Annotated in this window: 18 protein-coding genes; all 18 read left to right on the top strand. The window is 56.6% G+C overall.

Features of this window, described 5'->3' with window-relative positions:
• Nucleotides 1-90: 90 nt before the first annotated feature.
• The 18 genes from Q0X47_RS04185 (at nt 91) to Q0X47_RS04100 (ending at nt 17,293) form a co-directional block, all read left to right on the top strand.
• The gene (locus Q0X47_RS04185) at nt 91-1,392 is read left to right on the top strand and encodes a sigma-70 family RNA polymerase sigma factor (protein WP_297723205.1); all 1,302 of its coding nucleotides are present in this window, start codon (nt 91-93) and stop codon (nt 1,390-1,392) included.
• A 134-nt stretch (nt 1,393-1,526) separates the two neighbouring features.
• Nucleotides 1,527-3,092 (top strand): flagellar filament capping protein FliD, encoded by a 1,566-nt coding sequence (fliD, locus tag Q0X47_RS04180; protein WP_297723203.1) that lies wholly within the window; start codon nt 1,527-1,529, stop codon nt 3,090-3,092.
• 117 nt (nt 3,093-3,209) lie between these two features.
• Nucleotides 3,210-3,659, top strand: a complete 450-nt coding sequence (gene fliS / locus Q0X47_RS04175) for a flagellar export chaperone FliS (RefSeq protein ID WP_297723201.1) — start codon at nt 3,210-3,212, stop codon at nt 3,657-3,659.
• On the top strand, nt 3,649-3,957 hold the full coding sequence (locus tag Q0X47_RS04170) for a hypothetical protein (RefSeq protein WP_297723199.1): 309 nt from the start codon (nt 3,649-3,651) through the stop codon (nt 3,955-3,957). The genes fliS and Q0X47_RS04170 overlap by 11 nt, the downstream gene beginning before the upstream one ends.
• A gap of 779 nt (nt 3,958-4,736) precedes the next feature.
• Nucleotides 4,737-5,084, top strand: coding sequence for a flagellar basal body rod protein FlgB (flgB, locus tag Q0X47_RS04165; protein WP_297723197.1), 348 nt, complete (start codon nt 4,737-4,739; stop codon nt 5,082-5,084).
• Nucleotides 5,081-5,479: a flagellar basal body rod protein FlgC gene (flgC, locus tag Q0X47_RS04160; RefSeq protein WP_296182501.1), complete on the top strand. Its 399-nt coding sequence runs from the start codon at nt 5,081-5,083 to the stop codon at nt 5,477-5,479. The genes flgB and flgC overlap by 4 nt, the downstream gene beginning before the upstream one ends.
• Nucleotides 5,480-5,486: 7 nt before the next feature.
• A complete protein-coding gene (locus Q0X47_RS04155) occupies nt 5,487-5,918 on the top strand; it encodes a flagellar hook-basal body complex protein FliE (protein WP_297723195.1) in 432 nt (143 codons plus the stop codon).
• Nucleotides 5,918-7,528, top strand: coding sequence for a flagellar basal-body MS-ring/collar protein FliF (gene fliF, locus Q0X47_RS04150; protein WP_297723193.1), 1,611 nt, complete (start codon nt 5,918-5,920; stop codon nt 7,526-7,528). Before Q0X47_RS04155 ends, fliF begins: the two co-directional genes overlap by 1 nt.
• A 2-nt stretch (nt 7,529-7,530) precedes the next feature.
• Nucleotides 7,531-8,556 (top strand): flagellar motor switch protein FliG, encoded by a 1,026-nt coding sequence (gene fliG / locus Q0X47_RS04145; RefSeq protein ID WP_296182507.1) that lies wholly within the window; start codon nt 7,531-7,533, stop codon nt 8,554-8,556.
• On the top strand, nt 8,546-9,250 hold the full coding sequence (locus Q0X47_RS04140; protein WP_297723191.1) for a FliH/SctL family protein: 705 nt from the start codon (nt 8,546-8,548) through the stop codon (nt 9,248-9,250). Before fliG ends, Q0X47_RS04140 begins: the two co-directional genes overlap by 11 nt.
• A gap of 32 nt (nt 9,251-9,282) precedes the next feature.
• A complete protein-coding gene (locus Q0X47_RS04135) occupies nt 9,283-10,581 on the top strand; it encodes a FliI/YscN family ATPase (protein WP_297723189.1) in 1,299 nt (432 codons plus the stop codon).
• Between the two features lie 12 nt (nt 10,582-10,593).
• The gene (locus Q0X47_RS04130; RefSeq protein WP_297723187.1) at nt 10,594-11,133 is read left to right on the top strand and encodes a flagellar export protein FliJ; all 540 of its coding nucleotides are present in this window, start codon (nt 10,594-10,596) and stop codon (nt 11,131-11,133) included.
• A 41-nt stretch (nt 11,134-11,174) separates the two neighbouring features.
• Nucleotides 11,175-12,311, top strand: a complete 1,137-nt coding sequence (locus Q0X47_RS04125) for a C40 family peptidase (RefSeq protein ID WP_297723185.1) — start codon at nt 11,175-11,177, stop codon at nt 12,309-12,311.
• Between the two features lies 1 nt (nt 12,312).
• Nucleotides 12,313-13,872, top strand: coding sequence for a flagellar hook-length control protein FliK (locus tag Q0X47_RS04120; protein WP_297723183.1), 1,560 nt, complete (start codon nt 12,313-12,315; stop codon nt 13,870-13,872).
• Nucleotides 13,873-13,888: 16 nt separating this feature from the next.
• Nucleotides 13,889-14,650: a flagellar hook assembly protein FlgD gene (locus tag Q0X47_RS04115; protein WP_297723180.1), complete on the top strand. Its 762-nt coding sequence runs from the start codon at nt 13,889-13,891 to the stop codon at nt 14,648-14,650.
• Nucleotides 14,651-14,667: 17 nt separating this feature from the next.
• Nucleotides 14,668-16,113 (top strand): flagellar hook protein FlgE, encoded by a 1,446-nt coding sequence (locus tag Q0X47_RS04110; protein ID WP_297723178.1) that lies wholly within the window; start codon nt 14,668-14,670, stop codon nt 16,111-16,113.
• 125 nt (nt 16,114-16,238) lie between these two features.
• On the top strand, nt 16,239-16,511 hold the full coding sequence (locus Q0X47_RS04105) for a flagellar FlbD family protein (protein ID WP_297723176.1): 273 nt from the start codon (nt 16,239-16,241) through the stop codon (nt 16,509-16,511).
• 2 nt (nt 16,512-16,513) lie between these two features.
• A complete protein-coding gene (locus tag Q0X47_RS04100; protein WP_297723174.1) occupies nt 16,514-17,293 on the top strand; it encodes a motility protein A in 780 nt (259 codons plus the stop codon).
• Nucleotides 17,294-17,327 lie beyond the last annotated feature (34 nt).

Raw genomic sequence — 17,327 nt, 5'->3', positions numbered from 1 at the left:
CCGATTCCTCATTAATCTACCGCTAATTAAAGGGTATAAAAGGTAAACTGATTTGGACTGCACCTGCGATTTTTTCTGAGGAGAGACACGGTGGAGGCTTCACTCGGCGAAGTGAACCGCAACGAACTAATTGAAAAAAACCTCCCCTTGGTTGGTTACCAAGTGGCGGAGTTGTTGCGCCGTGTCCCGTCTTTTGTGCAGCGTGAGGACCTCGCTTCGGCGGGTTCTTTGGCTCTGGTGCAAGCCGCTAATTCTTACGACCCATCGACCGGGGTGCCCTTTCATCGCTACGCGATTTACCGGATTCGCGGGGCCATGCTGGATGAGCTGCGTTCTATGGACTGGGCGACGCGCGGGGCCCGCCAACGCACCAAGCAGCTGGAAGAAATGACTTCCACGCTCACCGCCGCCGCGGGACGTGCCCCCACGAAAGAGGAACTTGCTTCGGCCTTGGGAGTGGACGTAGAGACGGTGGAGTCCGCCCAGCAAGACGCCGCCCGCCGTGTCATCTCGATGGATGCGCCCGCCGGCAAAGACGACGAGCGGACCCTGGAAGTGCCTGATGAAAGCCCCTCCCCGGAGGACACGCTGCTGGACGACGAACGTTTGGTGTATCTGCGCGCGGCGGTGCGGGCTCTGCCCCAGCGCCTGCGCTACGTGGTGGAACAGGTATTTTTCGAGGAACGTCCGATTCAAGATGTTGCCGATGAGCTGGGTGTAACCCAATCTCGGGTGTCCCAGCTACGTTCGGAGGCGCTCACCCTGATGCGCGAGGGGATGAACCGCCACCTCGATCCCGAAACGGCCGCGGAAGAAAACGAGGAAGTCACCGGCATCGTTAAGAAACGCCGCGAGAGCTATTTCCAAAAGATTGAAGATCACGCTGATGAGATGCTGCGCGCAGATTCAGACGCGGACCTGGAGATAGAGGACACGCTGATTCCACCCCCTGACTCTTCGTCAGCGCGAGGTCGCCCGCGGGATTCTTCCGGGGCGACTCGTTCCCGTTCGTCGTCTCTGCGTGATTCGTTGTCACAAGTTTCGTCCGGCACGTCCGCGGGGTCGTCTCGCCGTAAGGAAAAGGACGGGGAGCCCGCCACCGAAGATTCCCCGGGTACTTCCACCAAGAGTTTCCTGGCTGGTCACGCCCGCGGCACGGCACAGGCGAAGGCTCGTCTCGAAGCGGAGCAAGAAGCCAAGCGTGCCGCCGAAGAAGCTCAGAAACCTAAAAGTAAAGACAAAGTCCGGTCTCGTGGTGGGGAACCCGAAGTGGAGCTACCGGCGGAAGAAGAAAAACCACCGACCCCGCCAACCACCTCTTACCTGGGAGGATTGTCCATTCGGCAACAGAATATGCGGGCGGAAGCACGCCGGAATCGACGAAAAAAATAATTTCCCCTTAATTTTCAGAGTTAATGGCCGACAATTAAGCGTGAGGTAGTGTCAGCGGGACACCTGTCGGTGTTCTGTGCCTCGGCGTTATCTCAGGATGGGATAACACCTTTTATTCCATGGAAGGAGAAATCATGGGTATGGGTATAAGCGGTATTGGCGGTTTCAATACCGAGGGTATTGTCCAGAAGTTAATGGCTTTGGAATGGCAGGCCGGTAAGGGGCTGCAGACCAAGAAAGTCCAGCTTGAATCCCGCACTAAGGCATTCCGGGATCTGAACACACAGCTGGCAGCTTTGACGAAGAATGCTTGGACGGTCTATGGCAAGGAAAGCAAGTTCGATAAAAGCCTTGACGCCTCGGCCGTCTGGGGTGCAGTGAAGGGCTCTTCTTCCAGCGACATGGTCAGTGTCAGTACCAAGGCTGGCGCGGCCGTGGGTTCGGTGGAGTTTGACGTCAAGTCCCTAGCTCAATCCAAGCAGGTTACCTTTGACAGCAATCAGCTCACCGAGCTTACCAATGCAGTTGGCCAGGGCGGCTCTTTCTCCATTATGGTTGGGAACAAAGTCACAAACGTTACCCCGGCTTCCAACTCTATGCAGGATATTGCCCAGGCAATCAACTCCGTGAAAGACTCCGGCGTGGCTGCCACCGTGGTGCGCGTTAGCGACAGCAACGGACAAGCCCAGTATGTCTTGCAGGTCACTGGCAAGGAAACTGGCGCTGAAGCTGGGGACTTCAAGATTTTTGCCGGGGACGTAACGAAGGGTCTATCCGTGACCCCCAAGACCACCACTCCCGACGCGGCTTCTCATTCAGTGTCTTACACCTTTGATGATGCGGCAGCGCTACGTTCCGCCACTTCGAAGATTACTTCCTATGACGGTACGGTGCGCCGGGCGTCCAGTGATGCGGTTATCTCTCTCTACGGTGAGGACCACCGCTACTCCTCCAACCAGATTGAGTTGATGGATAAGGTTACGGTGGATATTTCTGGTGTGAAAGCGGAAACCAAGGCGGACGGAACCAATGTCTACCCCGGGTACCTGACCAAGGGTGTCAAGATTGATGTCGTGGCCGACCAGTCCGAGGCAACCAGCAAGGTGAAGTCCCTCGTCGGAGACGTGAACAAGATTCTGGGGACTTTAGCCAAAGGCATGAAGTCGGTGGAGCAAACCCGAACCGACGAAGATGGAAGAAAGTCTACGTGGAAGGCTCCGGGTGTCCTATCGAACTCGATTGGTCGCCAGGTGCAGTCCGAGCTGGGAGATATACTCTCCTCTGGAGTCACGATTAAGGATGCTGCAGGGAATGCTCAAACCTATTCTGCGGAGGACTTCGGGATTGTCCTGAAGAACACCTCGGATGGTTTGAAGGTGGAGTTCGATGAGTCTAAGTTCCAGGCCATGATGGAGTCTGACCCGACCAAGACTGAAAAAGTTGTGTCTGCTTTTGCCCAAAAAATTGGGGATTTCGGCAGCAACATTTCCGATTCGAGCACGGGAATGCTGACGAGTGTTATCAAGTCCAACGACGACGAGAAGAGCTACGTCGAGTCTCGGATTAGCGACTTTACGGAGCGTATGGTGCGCAAGGAGGCATCTTTGAAGCAGCAGTACTCTCGGTTGGAGACCTTGCTGGCCGGGTTCAGTCAGCAGCAGGCTTGGCTGACTTCTCAGTTGGCCGGGTTGGCGAGGTAGTTTTGACAGACTGAAGATTCTCCACGCAGATTTTTCGGTATTTCGGCTGGGTTCACTGTATTAGTGACCCAGCCGAAGTATTGTAGTAGTGGGTAGTGATTTTTACGGAGGGAAACTATGCAAACCGCAATTAACCGGTTCCAACAAGACTCTATTGCGACAGCTTCTCCCGCGAGGCTGCTTACAATGCTTTATGACCGATTGTTGCTTGATATTGGACGGGCTGAGAAAGCCCTGCGCGGCCAGAACCGGGTAGAAGCGCATAAGAATCTCACTCACGCCCAGGACATTATCGCCGAATTGATGTCATCCCTGCGGATGGACGTGTGGGACGGCGCTGAGGGTTTGATGGCTTTGTATGTGTATGCCATGAAGGAACTGGTCAACGCCAACGTGCAGGGTGACGCTGATAAAGCTCAAGAGATACGGGAGCTGTTTGAGCCGCTGGCGGACGCGTGGAAACAGGCGGCTGCGCAAATGGAAGCTAACGACGCAAAAAATGGTGGGACTCAGCCGGATCTGGCAGGGGTCAAGCGTAACTCTAAGGGTGATTTGGGTGTCGGATAGTCAGGATGTGGTGCAGTGGTCCGCAGAGTTAGAAAAAATCCATCAGCAGGTTCTGCAAGCTCGCCAGCAGCTTGGCGCCGGTCAGATTCCGGAAGAAATCGTGTGGCAGCCACCAGCTGTGGGGGCTTTGCCGCCGCAACTGCGTAATCAGGCCCACAAATTACAAAGCGAGTTGCAGGACATACAGGCACGAATCATGGCTGCAATGGATAATAACCGTGAAGAAAGAGATCGTTTGCGCCAACGGTCGAGTCAGAAAACCGATCCGAATCCGATTTATTTAGATGTTCAGGGTTAGAGGCCTATACTTCGCTTTGCGTTCACGGGAAACTTCCAGGAAAAAGACTTTTCCTGGAAGTTTCCTTAGTATTGGGGCAAAACAGCGGCGGAATTGCTGTGTAAATGTGAACAAATCAGATAATGTGACCAACATCACATGCGGGACATTAGTCCCATCGGGGTTCATGCGATGAACGCTACACGATTTTTCTCACCATGTAACCTACACGCTAATAAATTTTGTGCACCCTGGAAAGTTTACTATAACTCCCAGTCAGACTTCAGAAAGTTACCACCCCTAAAGTATTCGTGTCTAAAGCCGCTTGTGGGGGAACCTTTTGAATGTTCAAGAAAAAGATGGAAATCGAGCTACCGGGGGATAAATGTAATCAGAAGACGTCGTCTCATAAACTGAGAGAAGCCTGAAAAAATATTTCTCAGCATTATAAAAAATACTTCCACGGTGAACGCAAGCGGTCGGATTGAAAGCTTACAAGGTGGTAAAAGTCCAATGCTGGGAATACGGTAAGTTACAGCTGTGTAATCTTCCAGAAACCGCCTTTACCAGGGAATATAGTTCGGACAATTGTACTGACAAAAACCTACTTGATGTAAAAATAGTGAGGTTCCCAGGAACTTCCCATGAACCCCAAACGCAATAATTAAATTCCCTCGACAAATCCTTGGGAACTGCCGATACTTGAATATGTCAGCGCAAAAAGCACTGAACCGCAAGCAGGAAGTTATGCGGAATGAGGATCGAAGGAATGATCCAGCGAGAAAACATGTGAGGTCGTCATGTTTGATTCTGTTGGTTACGTAGCAATGCGGACCGCGCTGGATGGATTGTCAATGCGTCAGCGAGTCATCGCCGACAACATCGCCAATATTCAGACGCCGGGATTCTTAGCCGGCAAGGTTTCGTTCGAAAATGAACTGGCTCGCGCCGTTGAGTTCGGACACCCTGCCACCACGCATATCGCCACTGCCCGCTCTTTGGAGCCCACTCGTATCGACGGTAACAATGTCAATCTGGACACTGAGACCATCTCGAGTGTGGATACGGTTCTTCGCTTCCAGCTGGCTACCCAAGCAATCAGTGGGGAATATACCAACATTCGCTCGGCCATGAGGACGACATCATGACCACGTTTGGAGCAATCGGTATCGCTGGAACCGGCATGACAGTCAACCGTAAATGGTTGGACTGCATCTCGGACAACATCGCCAACATCAACACCACCAAACCCATGGACGAAGAGGCCTTCCGGGCCCGCTACGTCGTGGCTCAGGCTGTTGATTATGGGCGTCCAGCAGGAACGATGGTATCGGGCATTGCGCTCGGTGGCACCGATGGACGGATCGTGTACGACCCTCGCGATCCGAACGCGAATGAAGAAGGGTATGTCCGCCACCCTGATATTGACTTGGGATCACAGATGACCCAGTTGATTATGGCGCAAAGGGCTTACCAAGCGAACGCTGCCGTGGTGGACCGTGCTAAGTCCACTTACGAATCAGCATTGCAAATCGGGAGGTAAGTAAGCCATGCCTTACTCTGTAGACGGTATTGGTAGCAACCTGACCAGTTCCTTGACCGGAACTCAGCAGCTGACCAATAACTTCGTACAATCCCTTGGGTTCTCACGTTCCGCAGCCACCCAAGCCGGTCCGTCGCGCCTGGGCACTAATGCCGCGCACGTCGCTCCGACTGGCACCGGTCTAACTCCGTTGGGTGGGGATATCCGCGACGTCGCGGAAACCTCTTTCGGCAACGTCTTTGCCGATGCGGTTTACAACATGCAGCAACGTGAGAGTACCGCCAAGAAGCTGGGTGTGCAGGCCCTAACCGGGCAACTCAATGATGTCCACCAATACACTATTGCAGCCGCAGAATCCCAGCTGACCATGGAACTGACCTCCACCATTCGGAATAAGGCAGTTGATATGTTCAACGAGATTATGAGGATGCAAGCATAATGCCACCGGTCATCGTAAACGCAGTAGATAAAGTCAAGAGCACCGTCGGCCAGTTTTCCCTGGGCCAAAAGACCCTGTCGATTATCGGGGTAGCCGTGCTGATTTTGGGCGGCGTAGTGCTTTACTCTTGGGTGGCACGTCCTGATTACACCACTCTGTACTCCGGTTTAACGGACAAAGATCAAGCCGCCGTAACTGAACAGCTCGATTCGCAAGGCATCAAATATCAAGTCACCGACAATGGTGTGGTGAAGGTGCCAGCCAAAGATGTGCAGAGCGCACGGATGAGCTTGGCTGCCGCCGACCTGCCTACTCAGCCCACTGCCGGTTACGCCGTTTTGGACAACTTGGGCGTAGCGGCTTCAGACTTCCAACAGCAGATGGCAAAGAAACGCGCCTTGGAAGGCGAGCTGGCCAAAACGATTGACACGATGGACGAGATTGAAAAGTCCTCGGTCGCCCTGGCCATCCCTCAGGAAACCGTGTTTGCCGACCCGAAGAAACCGGTTGCCACCACCGCTTCGGTGACTATCACCCCGAAGAATCGCAAAGACGTTACCAATGACACGGTGCAGGCGATTATTAATATGGTTTCAGCTTCCGTGCCGAACCTGGATAAGTCGGGAGTGACCGTGGTCGATACGCTGGGAAATAGCTTGTCAGACAAGGTCGAGGGTGGTACGGCCGCAGCTTCAGAGATGGAAAAGAGTCTAGTCGCCAAGGCTTTGGCGGTAGTGGAGCCCCTGGTTGGAGTGGGCAATGCCCGCGTCTCGGCGCAAGTTGACCTCTCCCAAGATAACCAAGTGAAAACGACTCGGGTCTATACCGATCCGGAGGGCGGGGTCAAGCCTCTGTCCGCCTCGAACGCGGCCGAACAGTACACAGGAGGTGGAGCCATCGTCGGAGGCGTATTGGGGCCGGATAACATCGGTAACCCTTATGAGCTGAACGGTAATAACGGGGGCAATTACACCAACACCCAAAACGTGCAGAACAACGCCGTCAACGAAGAGGTGACCCAATCGACTCGCGGTCCTGGCGCGGCGTTGCGCAAGTCCGTGTCGGTTGTGCTGAATCAAGAGACTTCCATGAAACTAGATATGGTACAAGTGCGTGACATGGTGGCGGCGGCTACCGGTATCGATGCGGCCACCGGAGACATGGTGAACATTTCCCGCTCCCCGTTTGACGACACGGCCAAGAAAGCGGCCGAAAAGGCGGCGGCGGATGAAGCGGCCGCGGAGGCCGCGGCAAAGACCGCCTCCCTGATTCGTCAGGCTGTGATTGCTGGGCTGATTATCCTGCTGTTGATTATTATCGCGGCGGTGGCCAAGAAACGTGCCAAGGCTCGTGAACGTGAGGCTTTGGACCTCGGCGAGTTGGATCAGCTGCCCGATCCTTACACCTTGAGTGCTCCGGAAGATGAAGCTCTCGAGATTGAGGCGGCCACGATTCCGGAACCCGAGCCGGAGCCTGAACCGGAACCCGAGCCTGAACCGGATCCAGTCCTGCTCAAGCTGGAAGCTAAGCGCGAGGAGATTTCCGAACTGGCTCTGGACAAGCCGCAACTGGTTGCTGAGCAGCTGCGTGCTTGGATGGGAGGTCACTAATCATGGTAGTGTCACAAGCGCTTACTCTGAGCGGGTTGCAGAAAGCCGCCTTGCTGCTGATTCAGATTGGCAAGGACCGTGCCGCTCGCGTCATGAGCGAAATGAATGATGATGAAGTCGAGGCTCTGTCAGCCGAGATTCTGCGGATGACTAACGTACCCCGCGAAATCACCGCTGATGTCATTGATGAGTTCTATGAAAACTCGATAGCGTCGGCAAGTTTGCAGCTGGGCCACGGCGGTCTGGATTACGCCCAGAAAGTTTTGGAACAGACCTTCGGTCGGGAAAAGGCCGAGGAAATCATGGACCGCCTGATGCAAGGCATGCAGGGTCAGCCTTTCGATTTCCTGAAGTCCGCCGACCCGCGTGAAATCGTGACGTTGGTTTCCTCGGAACATCCCCAGACTATTGCCCTGGTGCTGGCGCACCTGCGTCCGGATCATGCCGCGCGCGTCATGGCCGGTTTGGGACCGAAACTCCAAGGCGATGTGGCGGTGCGGATTGCCCAGATGGAACGCGCTAACCCCGAGATGGTGACCTTGGTCGCCGAATCCCTGCAAAAGAAGGCTGAGCAGGTCATTAACTCTGAAGAGATGCAAGCTATCGGCGGTGTCGAGCCGCTGGTCGATATCATCAACCGAGCCGATCCGGGCACTGAAAAGATGATTCTGACCGGACTGGAAGAACGTGACGAGGACTTGGCTGATGAAGTCCGTTCCCGCATGTTTGTCTTTGAAGACATCGTTATGCTCGAAGACCGGGGCATTCAGCTGGTGCTGCGTCAGGTCGATGGGGCTCGCTTGGCGATGGCTCTGAAAGGCACGAACGAAGATCTGCGTTCTCGCCTGATGAAGAATCTCTCCGAGCGTGCTCGTCAGAACGTTATGGAAGAAATCGACATGCTGGGCAGCGTGCGCATGAGCCAGGTTCAGGAGGCTCGTTCCGAAATCGTCCAGCTGATCCGCAAGATGGAGGAATCCGGCCAGATTGTCATCCGCCGCGAGGAGGAAGACGAATATGTGGCTTGATCAGGACCTCTTGGAGGTCAAGGAAAATCAGCGACGCGGCGGCGCGCCCAACCCGGTGGCTTTGTCCACTGCTTCCGGGTCGGCCGCGGCGGGCGCGTTCCGTTTGGCGGGTGCTTCCAATCAAGCCAAGGGCGACGACAAATCCACCCAGGCTTTCGGATACGCCAAAGGGTTTTCCTCCGGATGGGCGGCCGGTCAAAAACGGGCGTCGCGTGAAGCTGAACAGGAACGCAACATCATAAACGAGGACGCTCGTCTGGCTGAGGAAGCCCGCACCGAAGCTTATGTCGACGCGATGGATGAAATTCAGGCCATCGCCGATGCGGTTTCCTCCCGGGACGCCCTGGTCATCGAGGAGATGAAAGCCGCGTTGATGGAAGCGGCTGTGGATTTGGCGGAAGCCCTGATAGGGGCGGAACTGTCCGACGAACCGACTCGCGCCAAGGCGGCGTTAAAGCGGGCTTTGTCGATGAATGATCCGAAAGACATTGTGAAAGTCAATATGAACCCACAGGATGTGGCTACGCTGACCAGCTTGGGCGTGGATTGCCCGGTGGAGCTGGTTCCCGATTCGGAACTGGATCCGGGCGACGCGGTGGCTTACATGCCGGAGGGTTTGCTGGATGCCCGGCTGACTTCGGCTGTGCGGCGTGCTCGAGAGGCTCTGGTGTCCGCCCAAGCAGCCGAGGAGTGAGCATCTTGGAGCTGGCCACTTTACCATCTTTTGTGAGTTTGCTGAACGCCTCACGCCCCCAACGGGTCGGTGAGGTGGAATCCGTTGTGGGCCTGTCTGTGCAGGTCCGCGGCTTGCAATGCTCTGTTGGTGAAGTCGTGCTGGTCGGTGACGATCCGGGAGTGCCCGCCGAAGTGGTGGCGCTGGACGCGGGCATTGCCTCGTGTATGCCGCTGGACAATCTGGACGGTTTGCGGATTGGTTCTCCGGTTCGCGGTACCGGTTTACCGGCCACAGTTCCGGTCGGTCCGGCTCTGCTGGGTCGGGTTATTGATGCGGCGGGCCGTCCGCTTGACGGCAAAGGTCCTATTTATGCGGCTGACCGCGTGCCGATTCACGGGGCGGCTCCCAATGCTTTGGAACGCGCCCGAATTGATATGCCCGTCGCGATGGGGGTGCGGGTTTTGGACACGCTGGTGACTTTGGGACGAGGCCAGCGCATCGGCTTGTTTGCCGGTTCCGGGGTCGGTAAATCGACCTTGATGTCGATGATTGCGCGCGGCACGAACGCCGAAGTTTGTGTCATTGCCCTGGTGGGTGAGCGCGGGCGTGAGGTTCGTGAGTTTTTGGAAGATGACTTGGGCGAGGAGGGGCTGTCCCGTTCGGTCGTGGTGGTGGCGACCTCGGACGAGTCCCCGATGCTGCGTAAACGCGCTGCTTTTACCGCCACCCGCGTCGCCGAGTACTACCGAGACGCGGGCCGCCACGTCCTGCTGATGATGGATTCCCTGACCCGTACCTGCATGGCGCAGCGCGAAATCGGCCTGTCTGTCGGCGAACCGCCCGCCACGCGCGGCTACCCGCCCTCGACTTTCTCGATGATGGCCCAACTGTTGGAACGGGCCGGTTCCGGTGCGGTCGGGTCCGTGACCGGCATCTACACCGTGCTGGTGGATGGTGACGACCACAACGAACCCATCGCTGACCAAGCGCGTTCTATCCTTGACGGGCACGTGGTGCTGGACCGGAAACTGGCGGTAGCCGGCCACTATCCGGCTATCGACGCCCTGGGTTCCATTTCCCGGGTGGCTTCAAAAGTGACGACGCGGGAACAAAAGGAGGCTGCTACCGCTCTGCGGCAGATTATGGGGGCGAAACGTTCGGTTCAGGACCTGCTGGACGTGGGGGCTTATCAGGCCGGTACGAACCCCGAAGTGGATACGGCTGTGAAATACGATGCTGACATCGAGGCGTTCCTGACTCAAAAGACCGATGAAAAGGTCGAATTCGACGCGGCATGGTCACAACTGTTTGACCTCTATCAGGCTTTCAAGTCTGAGGAAGCGGCGTAGGGGGTGGAGTAAATGGTAGATCGCGCGTTTCGTCTTCAGGGTTTACTCAATTTACGCCAGCTTCAAGAGGATCAGGCGGCCGGTCGTCTGGCCTCGGCTCACGCGGACTTAAACCACGCTGACCAACAGCTGTCTTCGGCCCGGGCCCGGCTCGGTTCCATGCAGACTTCCGGGGCTACAAACCTGGCTGTAGCTGCGGCGATGCGTAACGCGGCGATGATGCAGATTCAAGAGGGTATTGCTCGAAAAGAATACGCGCAAGCGGTGGTGGATCAGCGTCAAGACGAATGGCAGGGGGCGCGGCGCCTCACCGCAACCTTAGAAAAGCTTGAAAATCGTCATGCGGAAGAAGTTATTGCCGATGATTTGCATAAGGAACAGGTTGTTCTTGATGAGCTCGCGTCTCACATGGGCAACACTGGCAGTGCCACGGAAGGCAAAACCGGTGCGGAACCGCGTGTTCGCACGAAGAGGGAAACGCTCCCGAGTGAGTCTGTGACGGGCTCAACCGGTCAGCGAAACCCGGCTTTTGCCAAGGGAGGTCAATTGTGAGCCTGGCTAGTGTCCAGTCGAGAATTAGTGCAATTCAAGACATGATTAACGCGTTGAATAATCACGGCCGTCCTCCGGTCTCTGTGACCGAGAGCGGGGCCGCGAATTCTGCGTCTAAAACTTCCGGGACCTCAGGAAACTTCAGCACTATGCTGGCCAGTCAAATTTCTGCGGCTAACAAGGCCACTCCCACCCGAACCTCCGGCAAGGGGGAAGTCCAAGGAGTCCCGGGGACTGCTGAAGCCTTTGTGGAAAAGGTCCGGTCCTATATCGGGGTACCTTACGTGTGGGGCGGCACCAACCCTAAAACCGGTTTGGACTGTTCCGGATTGGTCCAGACTGCCGCGCGGGAAGTCGGCGTAACGCTGCCGCGAGTCACTTATGATCAGCAGCACTCCGGGGTGGAAGTGGACGGCATTAAGAATGCCAAACCCGGCGATTTGTTGATTCTGCGTAACTCCGGGCATGTGGCGGTTTATGTCGGCAACGGCAAGGCGATTCACGCTCCGCGTCCGGGCAAGACCGTGACGGAAGCCAATGTCTCTGACTTGGGTCCGATTGTGACCATTCGTCGCGTCATGCGTTCCGCGGGAGATGCTCCGGGGGCGGCCGTTCCCACGGGTAACGCTCTTCCCGCCGCTAATGCTGCCGCAAAAGCGGCGTCTCGGGTGATGCCGGCAGCCTCAGGTGCTGCCAGGCCCGCGGCTGCTAATGCGGTGCGTGAAAATCCGGCGACCCAAAACCACGGCAGCGCGGTGGCGCCCTCGGCTGATGCGGTGGGGGCAGGCTTGGTGAGTTTGCTGGGAGCCCTGGGCAACGCGGCTTTGACTCAGAATAATGCCGTGCCAGGAGCAGCGAACCGGGGTACGGCAAATCCGGGCAATCCGTCCGCAGACCTGGCTGCCGCCCTGGTGGGAGCCCTGTCAGGAGCGGGGGCGGGCGCTGCGGGTACGAATCCGCTGGCGTCCCTGATGGGAACCGCCAACTCGAATAACTCTTACAGCTCGACGCTGCTCAGCCAATTCCTGGGCGGCTCCTCCCTGTACGGCTCCAACGCGGCTGGCGGCTTGGGAGCTTTGGCAGGCAACCAGGGCACGATGGGAGCCAACGCGAGCTTGAGCAATACGGCTTCGTCTTTGAGCGCGCTGGGCGCTTTACGTTCATCTTTGGGGGTGTGACATGATTGATATTAAGAACACGAACGCGGCGGCGATAGCCGCGCAAATGGCTTCGCAGGGCGCGAAAGCAGCCGACACCACCGCTTTTGAGTCGCTCATGAGTGCGTTGGCGACCGAGGCCCGCACTCCCGTTGAGGGCGCGGCGCGCGGAGGGGAAAACTACCCCGACCCGGCTCGTGATTACCGCCCTGCTGCACCAAAGCCGTCTCGCGTCGGGACTCCAGAACCGGTGGTATCGGTGCGTCCGTCCAGTACCCGTCGTGATGCCGCTGGTCAACCGGACAATTTTCGGGCCGACAAGCCCGGCAGGCCGGAACGTCCCCAGCGTTCGGAACGTCCGGAGCGTCCGGAGCGTCCCGAAAAAGTCGAGGCAAAGGATCAGAGCTCTGCAAAGGATCCTGCCGATAAAGCGAAAACGGCAGATAAACCGGCTAATGATGCCACGGACTCGGCTGAGGCCAAACAAACTTCGGAAACCACTCTCGACACCGACGCTGCTGCGAATGCCGCGATTGCTGGGCAAACCGAGATGGGCGCGGAGATTGTGGAGGAGCTGACTGGGACCGCTGCAGCTGCTGCGGCAGTTATCCCGGAGGAATCCGCCGCTCCCCTCACCCCGGAGGAAACCGCGGTGCAGACCCCAGAGCCAGCTATGGAAACACCAGATACGGCGCCTGAAACCGGGGAATCGGCTTTGGTGCAACCCGAGACCGCCCCGGACATCCCGGAGACTCACGTTGCCCCGGGTGAGGCCCAGCAGGCAGAAAAACCCATAGACGGGGCAGATATCGCCGCCCAGCTGAAATCCGGGAAAGCCCCGTCACTGATTCCGGCAAAACCGGAGGCCACAGCTCCGGTGACACCCGAAGCAACCGAGCAGCCAACGATTTTGGCCGAAGCTGTAGCGGTGGCTGGGCAAACGGCTGGGAACAGCGCGAATGCCACTGCTGCGGGAGCGTCTAACGCGAGTAGTTCCGCGGTGAGCGGCGTGTCTGGCACTTCTGCCCAGACCACTCCCGTGGCTTCCGCCGCGCCGGCTGCCGCTCCGTCTGTGTCTACCCCGAATCCGGTGGCTCAGGCCGCGCCGACTTATGCCCCAAACTTGAGCCAGCAGCTCTTTGATCAGATGCAACACCAGCTGTCGCGGTTGAAAGTTCTGGGTCAGGGTCAGCATCAGTTGAAGTTAGCCATCAACCCCGAGACTTTCGGGCCGGTGCGGGTGGCGGCGAACTTCCACGCTGACGGCACCGTGCATCTGCAGCTGTTGGGGGCTTCGGAAGCGGCGCGCGAGCAGCTGCGCCAAGCCCTGAGTGACTTGCGCCGCGACCTGGCATCCACCGGGTTGCAGGCGGATTTGGATTTGGCGGAAAACGCTCAAGAGTTTGCCCAGTTTACGGGCGCGGGAACCGGTTCTTCCGAGAGGGGAACCGGTCAGGCTGGCCAGGCAGGCGCAGCCAGAACGGATGGATCCGAAACAGAACCAGAAGACGTCGTGACCCAGCCGAAAGTGGGTGACGTCCTGAAGGACGGCACTGACGGTTCGGTGGATATGTTCGCGTGATTGTGAGGAGAAGATAATGCCAGTTGATGCAGTAAGCGCCGGCGCCAATCCGATTGTGGATAACTACACAATCGGGGCGAACGCCAAGGCAAAAGAGGAAGCAAAAACCCTCGCCACCACCAAGGAAATGACTGAGGCCGAAAAAGAAGCCCTGTTCCTTAAGAAAATGAACCAGGGACAGAAAACTGACAAGGCGGCCGAAACGAAAGAAAACCCCGGCAAGCTGGGCAAGGACGACTTCATGAAGCTGCTGTTGGCGACGTTGAAGTACCAGGATCCCACCGAGCCGATGGATACCGCGAAGCTGTTGGAACAGACCTCGACCATGACGAACATGGAACAGATGATTCAGATGACCGAGGCCTCCAAGAAGTCTTTTGAGGCTCAGCAGCGCGCCCAAGGCACGACCATGGTCGGTAAGACCGCCGTGTATGACGCCATTGATGCCGAAGGCAACGCCGTGACCACCGCCGGCAAGATTGAAGCTGTCGAGTTCCTCGCGGACGGCAAGGTGTTGGCCCACATCGGTAACAAAAAGGTCGAGATGACCGACATCCTCGGTATCGCCGACCCGACTGACGATACGCCTTTGGATAAGGCCATCAAGGATGCCGTCAAAGAGGGCCAAAAGACAGGGGCGGCCACCGAACCCAAGAACACGCCGGCGGCTTCGGGAACCGCCACTGGAACCACCCCGAGCCAGACGGGAGCCACTCCCGCCCCGGCTGCACAGACCACTAATGAAGAAAACAACACTCCAGCCCCCGCGGCTTCATAGAGCAAAGGAAAGAGAAAATGTTACGTTCACTATTTACCGGCATCTCGGGCTTGAGTGTCCACCAGACCATGCTCGATGTGACTTCCAACAACATTGCTAACGTCAACACCACCGGGTTTAAGAGCGCGTCGACTCGTTTTGAGGACACGTTCAGCCAGCTGGTGCGTACCGGGGCAGCCCCGAAACTCAATGAGCAAGGCGGTATGAACCCCGCACAGGTCGGTTTGGGTGTGAAACTCCAGTCCATTACCCAAAACTTCACCGGCGGCGCGGCCCAGATGACGGGCCGTAACCTGGACACCATGATTAACGGTGATGGGTTCTATGTTCTTAAGAAAGCTAACGGCACCCAGGTTTATACTCGCAACGGATCTTTCGGTTTGGACGCTCAAGGACAAATGGTGGCGGCGGATGGCTCTTTCGTCCAAGGCTGGATGGCGGATGAAAAGGGCAAAGTTGAAGTGGCGGGGGCCACAAAGAACATTACTTTGCCTCTGACCGCAACTTTCGAGGCTAATCCCACCAAGAAAATCACTTACGCAGGAAACCTGCCGGCTGACCAAGTTAGGAACGAATCGGGTGATGCGTTCATCAAAACGGAAATTTTGCGGGTCTTTGATGATAAGGGCAATCCACATAACGTCCTGTTAAAGTTTAGCCGTCCTGATTATGCGGCTCCAGGTGTGAAACCGAAGTGGAAACTAACTGCTTATGATGCGGATGCCTACAAGGCTCTTGACGGTAAACCGGCCGAGCAAGAAAAAGGCCTAGACGAAGGAGGTGCGCGTATCGACTTTGAAGGTACTGAGGTCAAGTACATTGATGCAGATGGGAATGAACAGACGGCTAATGCAGGGGAAAAAATCAATGAAGGATCGTTGACAGTTGATTTCAAGTCGGACGGAACTCTGGATGAAGCGTCAAAAGCTGCGCTCAAAGGGCTACAGTTCCAAATTCGACAGGTTAACGTGAATCCCGATACGAAGGCTGTTACAGTTGAAAATGACAAGGTAGCTCAGGCCAAAACCACTCTGGATCTCTCTGCTGTTACGGGTTACGCAGGAGTCAACAGCGCTGCTCATGACACTATCGACGGTAACTCTGCCGGGACTATGACCGGGTTTTCCATTGAATCGGACGGGACCATTCGCGGGACGTTCTCAAACGGGGATTCTCGAGCCTTGGCGAAGGTCGCCTTAGCCTCGTTTGCTAATCCGCTGGGATTGGAAAAGGCCGGCAGCTCCTACTTTGTGGAAGCGGGTAACTCCGGGCAGCCCCAGATTGGGGAAGCAGGCACTGGTCCCCGAGGCTTTATGACGGGCGGCGCCATCGAAATGTCGAACGTCGACCTGGCCGCCGAGTTCACGAACCTGATTCTCTCCCAGCGCGGTTTCCAGGCAAACAGCCGTGTCATCACGACCTCGGACGAAATCCTGCAGGAACTGGTGAACATGAAGCGCTAAAACAGGGGTAAACCAGGACTGAACACGGGGTGAAAAATCCCGAAAAGATCCTTGAAAAATCCCTAAAAGCCTTTCAATTTCAGAAAAAGCACCGAAGTTAAGGAAAACCACGCAGAGGAGGAGCCATGATTGCGTTGACACGCTTGGGCGGGTCGGACTTTGTCCTGAATCCTGACCTGATTGAGCGCGTCGAGTCCACGCCTGACACGATTATCGTCATGGTGGACGCTACTCGCTACGTGGTTTCCCAAACCGTGACCGAAGTCATCGAACTGATTCGTGAGGACCGCGCCCGCCTACTGGCTCGGGTGGAGGAACTCATCCAAGAAGATTCCCGGACTTCGGCTCCCGCGGCGAGGCTGACCGTGGTGAACATTAAGCAAGATTCGGAGGACTGAGTATGGATCCCGCATCAATAGTTGGCATTGTTGGCGCGCTCTCGGCAGTGGTCGCCATGCTGTACATGGAGGGTGCCGAGATTACGAGCATTCTGTTGCCCCCTCCGATGATTCTGGTGTTCGGCGGAACCATCCTGGCAACGATGGCGTCTTTCACCATGAGAGATTTTCTCTATGCTTTTGGCCAGGTTCCGAAAGCCTTTACCGCCAAGGTTCCCGATGCTACCGACGCAATTGACACCATTGTGTCGCTGTCTGAAAAGGCCCGCCGTGAAGGTTTGCTGGCTTTGGAAGATGCCGCGAAAGGCATTGAGGATCCGTTCATGCGTGAGGGGCTCATGGCCGCCATCGACGGTATGGATCCGGAAGATTTGCGTTCCATGCTGACAGATAAGATTGAGGCCCGCAAGCAGTCAGACAAATCCGCTTATGGATTCTTTAAACAGGCCGGCGGTTATGCCCCGACTATCGGCATTATCGGTACCGTGATTTCTTTGGTTCACGTGTTGACGCAGTTGTCCGAGCCCGAGACTTTGGGCCCGTTGATTGCTTCGGCGTTCGTGGCTACCCTGTGGGGTCTGATGAGTGCCAACATGATTTGGTTGCCTATTTCCTCACGTATGGAGAGGATTTCCGGTCTGGAGCTGGCGCGGATGGAAATCGTCACGGAGGGGCTCATCAGTCTGCAGTCCGGGGCGAACCCGCGTCAGGTTGGCGAACGTCTGCGCTCGCTGATTCCGCCGAACCAGTTAAAGACCGAAAAGGGCGAGAAAGCCGCCTAACCCCGACTTGTGACCAGAAAACCGATTTCCCGTA

This window comes from uncultured Mobiluncus sp., assembly GCF_947254095.1.
GTDB lineage: Bacteria > Actinomycetota > Actinomycetes > Actinomycetales > Actinomycetaceae > Mobiluncus.
The sequence above is the reverse complement of the archived record's forward strand: the minus strand, read 5'-3'. Positions and strand labels throughout refer to the sequence as shown.

Coding starts and splice junctions, on each gene's coding strand:
- fliF (WP_297723193.1), top strand. CDS start 5,918: ATGCCACCGGTCATCGTAAACGCAGTAGATAAAGTCAAGAGCACCGTC.
- Q0X47_RS04125 (WP_297723185.1), top strand. CDS start 11,175: ATGATTAACGCGTTGAATAATCACGGCCGTCCTCCGGTCTCTGTGACC.
- Q0X47_RS04100 (WP_297723174.1), top strand. CDS start 16,514: ATGGATCCCGCATCAATAGTTGGCATTGTTGGCGCGCTCTCGGCAGTG.
- flgB (WP_297723197.1), top strand. CDS start 4,737: ATGTTTGATTCTGTTGGTTACGTAGCAATGCGGACCGCGCTGGATGGA.
- flgC (WP_296182501.1), top strand. CDS start 5,081: ATGACCACGTTTGGAGCAATCGGTATCGCTGGAACCGGCATGACAGTC.
- Q0X47_RS04140 (WP_297723191.1), top strand. CDS start 8,546: ATGTGGCTTGATCAGGACCTCTTGGAGGTCAAGGAAAATCAGCGACGC.
- fliD (WP_297723203.1), top strand. CDS start 1,527: ATGGGTATGGGTATAAGCGGTATTGGCGGTTTCAATACCGAGGGTATT.
- Q0X47_RS04130 (WP_297723187.1), top strand. CDS start 10,594: ATGGTAGATCGCGCGTTTCGTCTTCAGGGTTTACTCAATTTACGCCAG.
- fliS (WP_297723201.1), top strand. CDS start 3,210: ATGCAAACCGCAATTAACCGGTTCCAACAAGACTCTATTGCGACAGCT.
- Q0X47_RS04155 (WP_297723195.1), top strand. CDS start 5,487: ATGCCTTACTCTGTAGACGGTATTGGTAGCAACCTGACCAGTTCCTTG.
- Q0X47_RS04120 (WP_297723183.1), top strand. CDS start 12,313: ATGATTGATATTAAGAACACGAACGCGGCGGCGATAGCCGCGCAAATG.
- Q0X47_RS04105 (WP_297723176.1), top strand. CDS start 16,239: ATGATTGCGTTGACACGCTTGGGCGGGTCGGACTTTGTCCTGAATCCT.
- Q0X47_RS04110 (WP_297723178.1), top strand. CDS start 14,668: ATGTTACGTTCACTATTTACCGGCATCTCGGGCTTGAGTGTCCACCAG.
- Q0X47_RS04115 (WP_297723180.1), top strand. CDS start 13,889: ATGCCAGTTGATGCAGTAAGCGCCGGCGCCAATCCGATTGTGGATAAC.
- fliG (WP_296182507.1), top strand. CDS start 7,531: ATGGTAGTGTCACAAGCGCTTACTCTGAGCGGGTTGCAGAAAGCCGCC.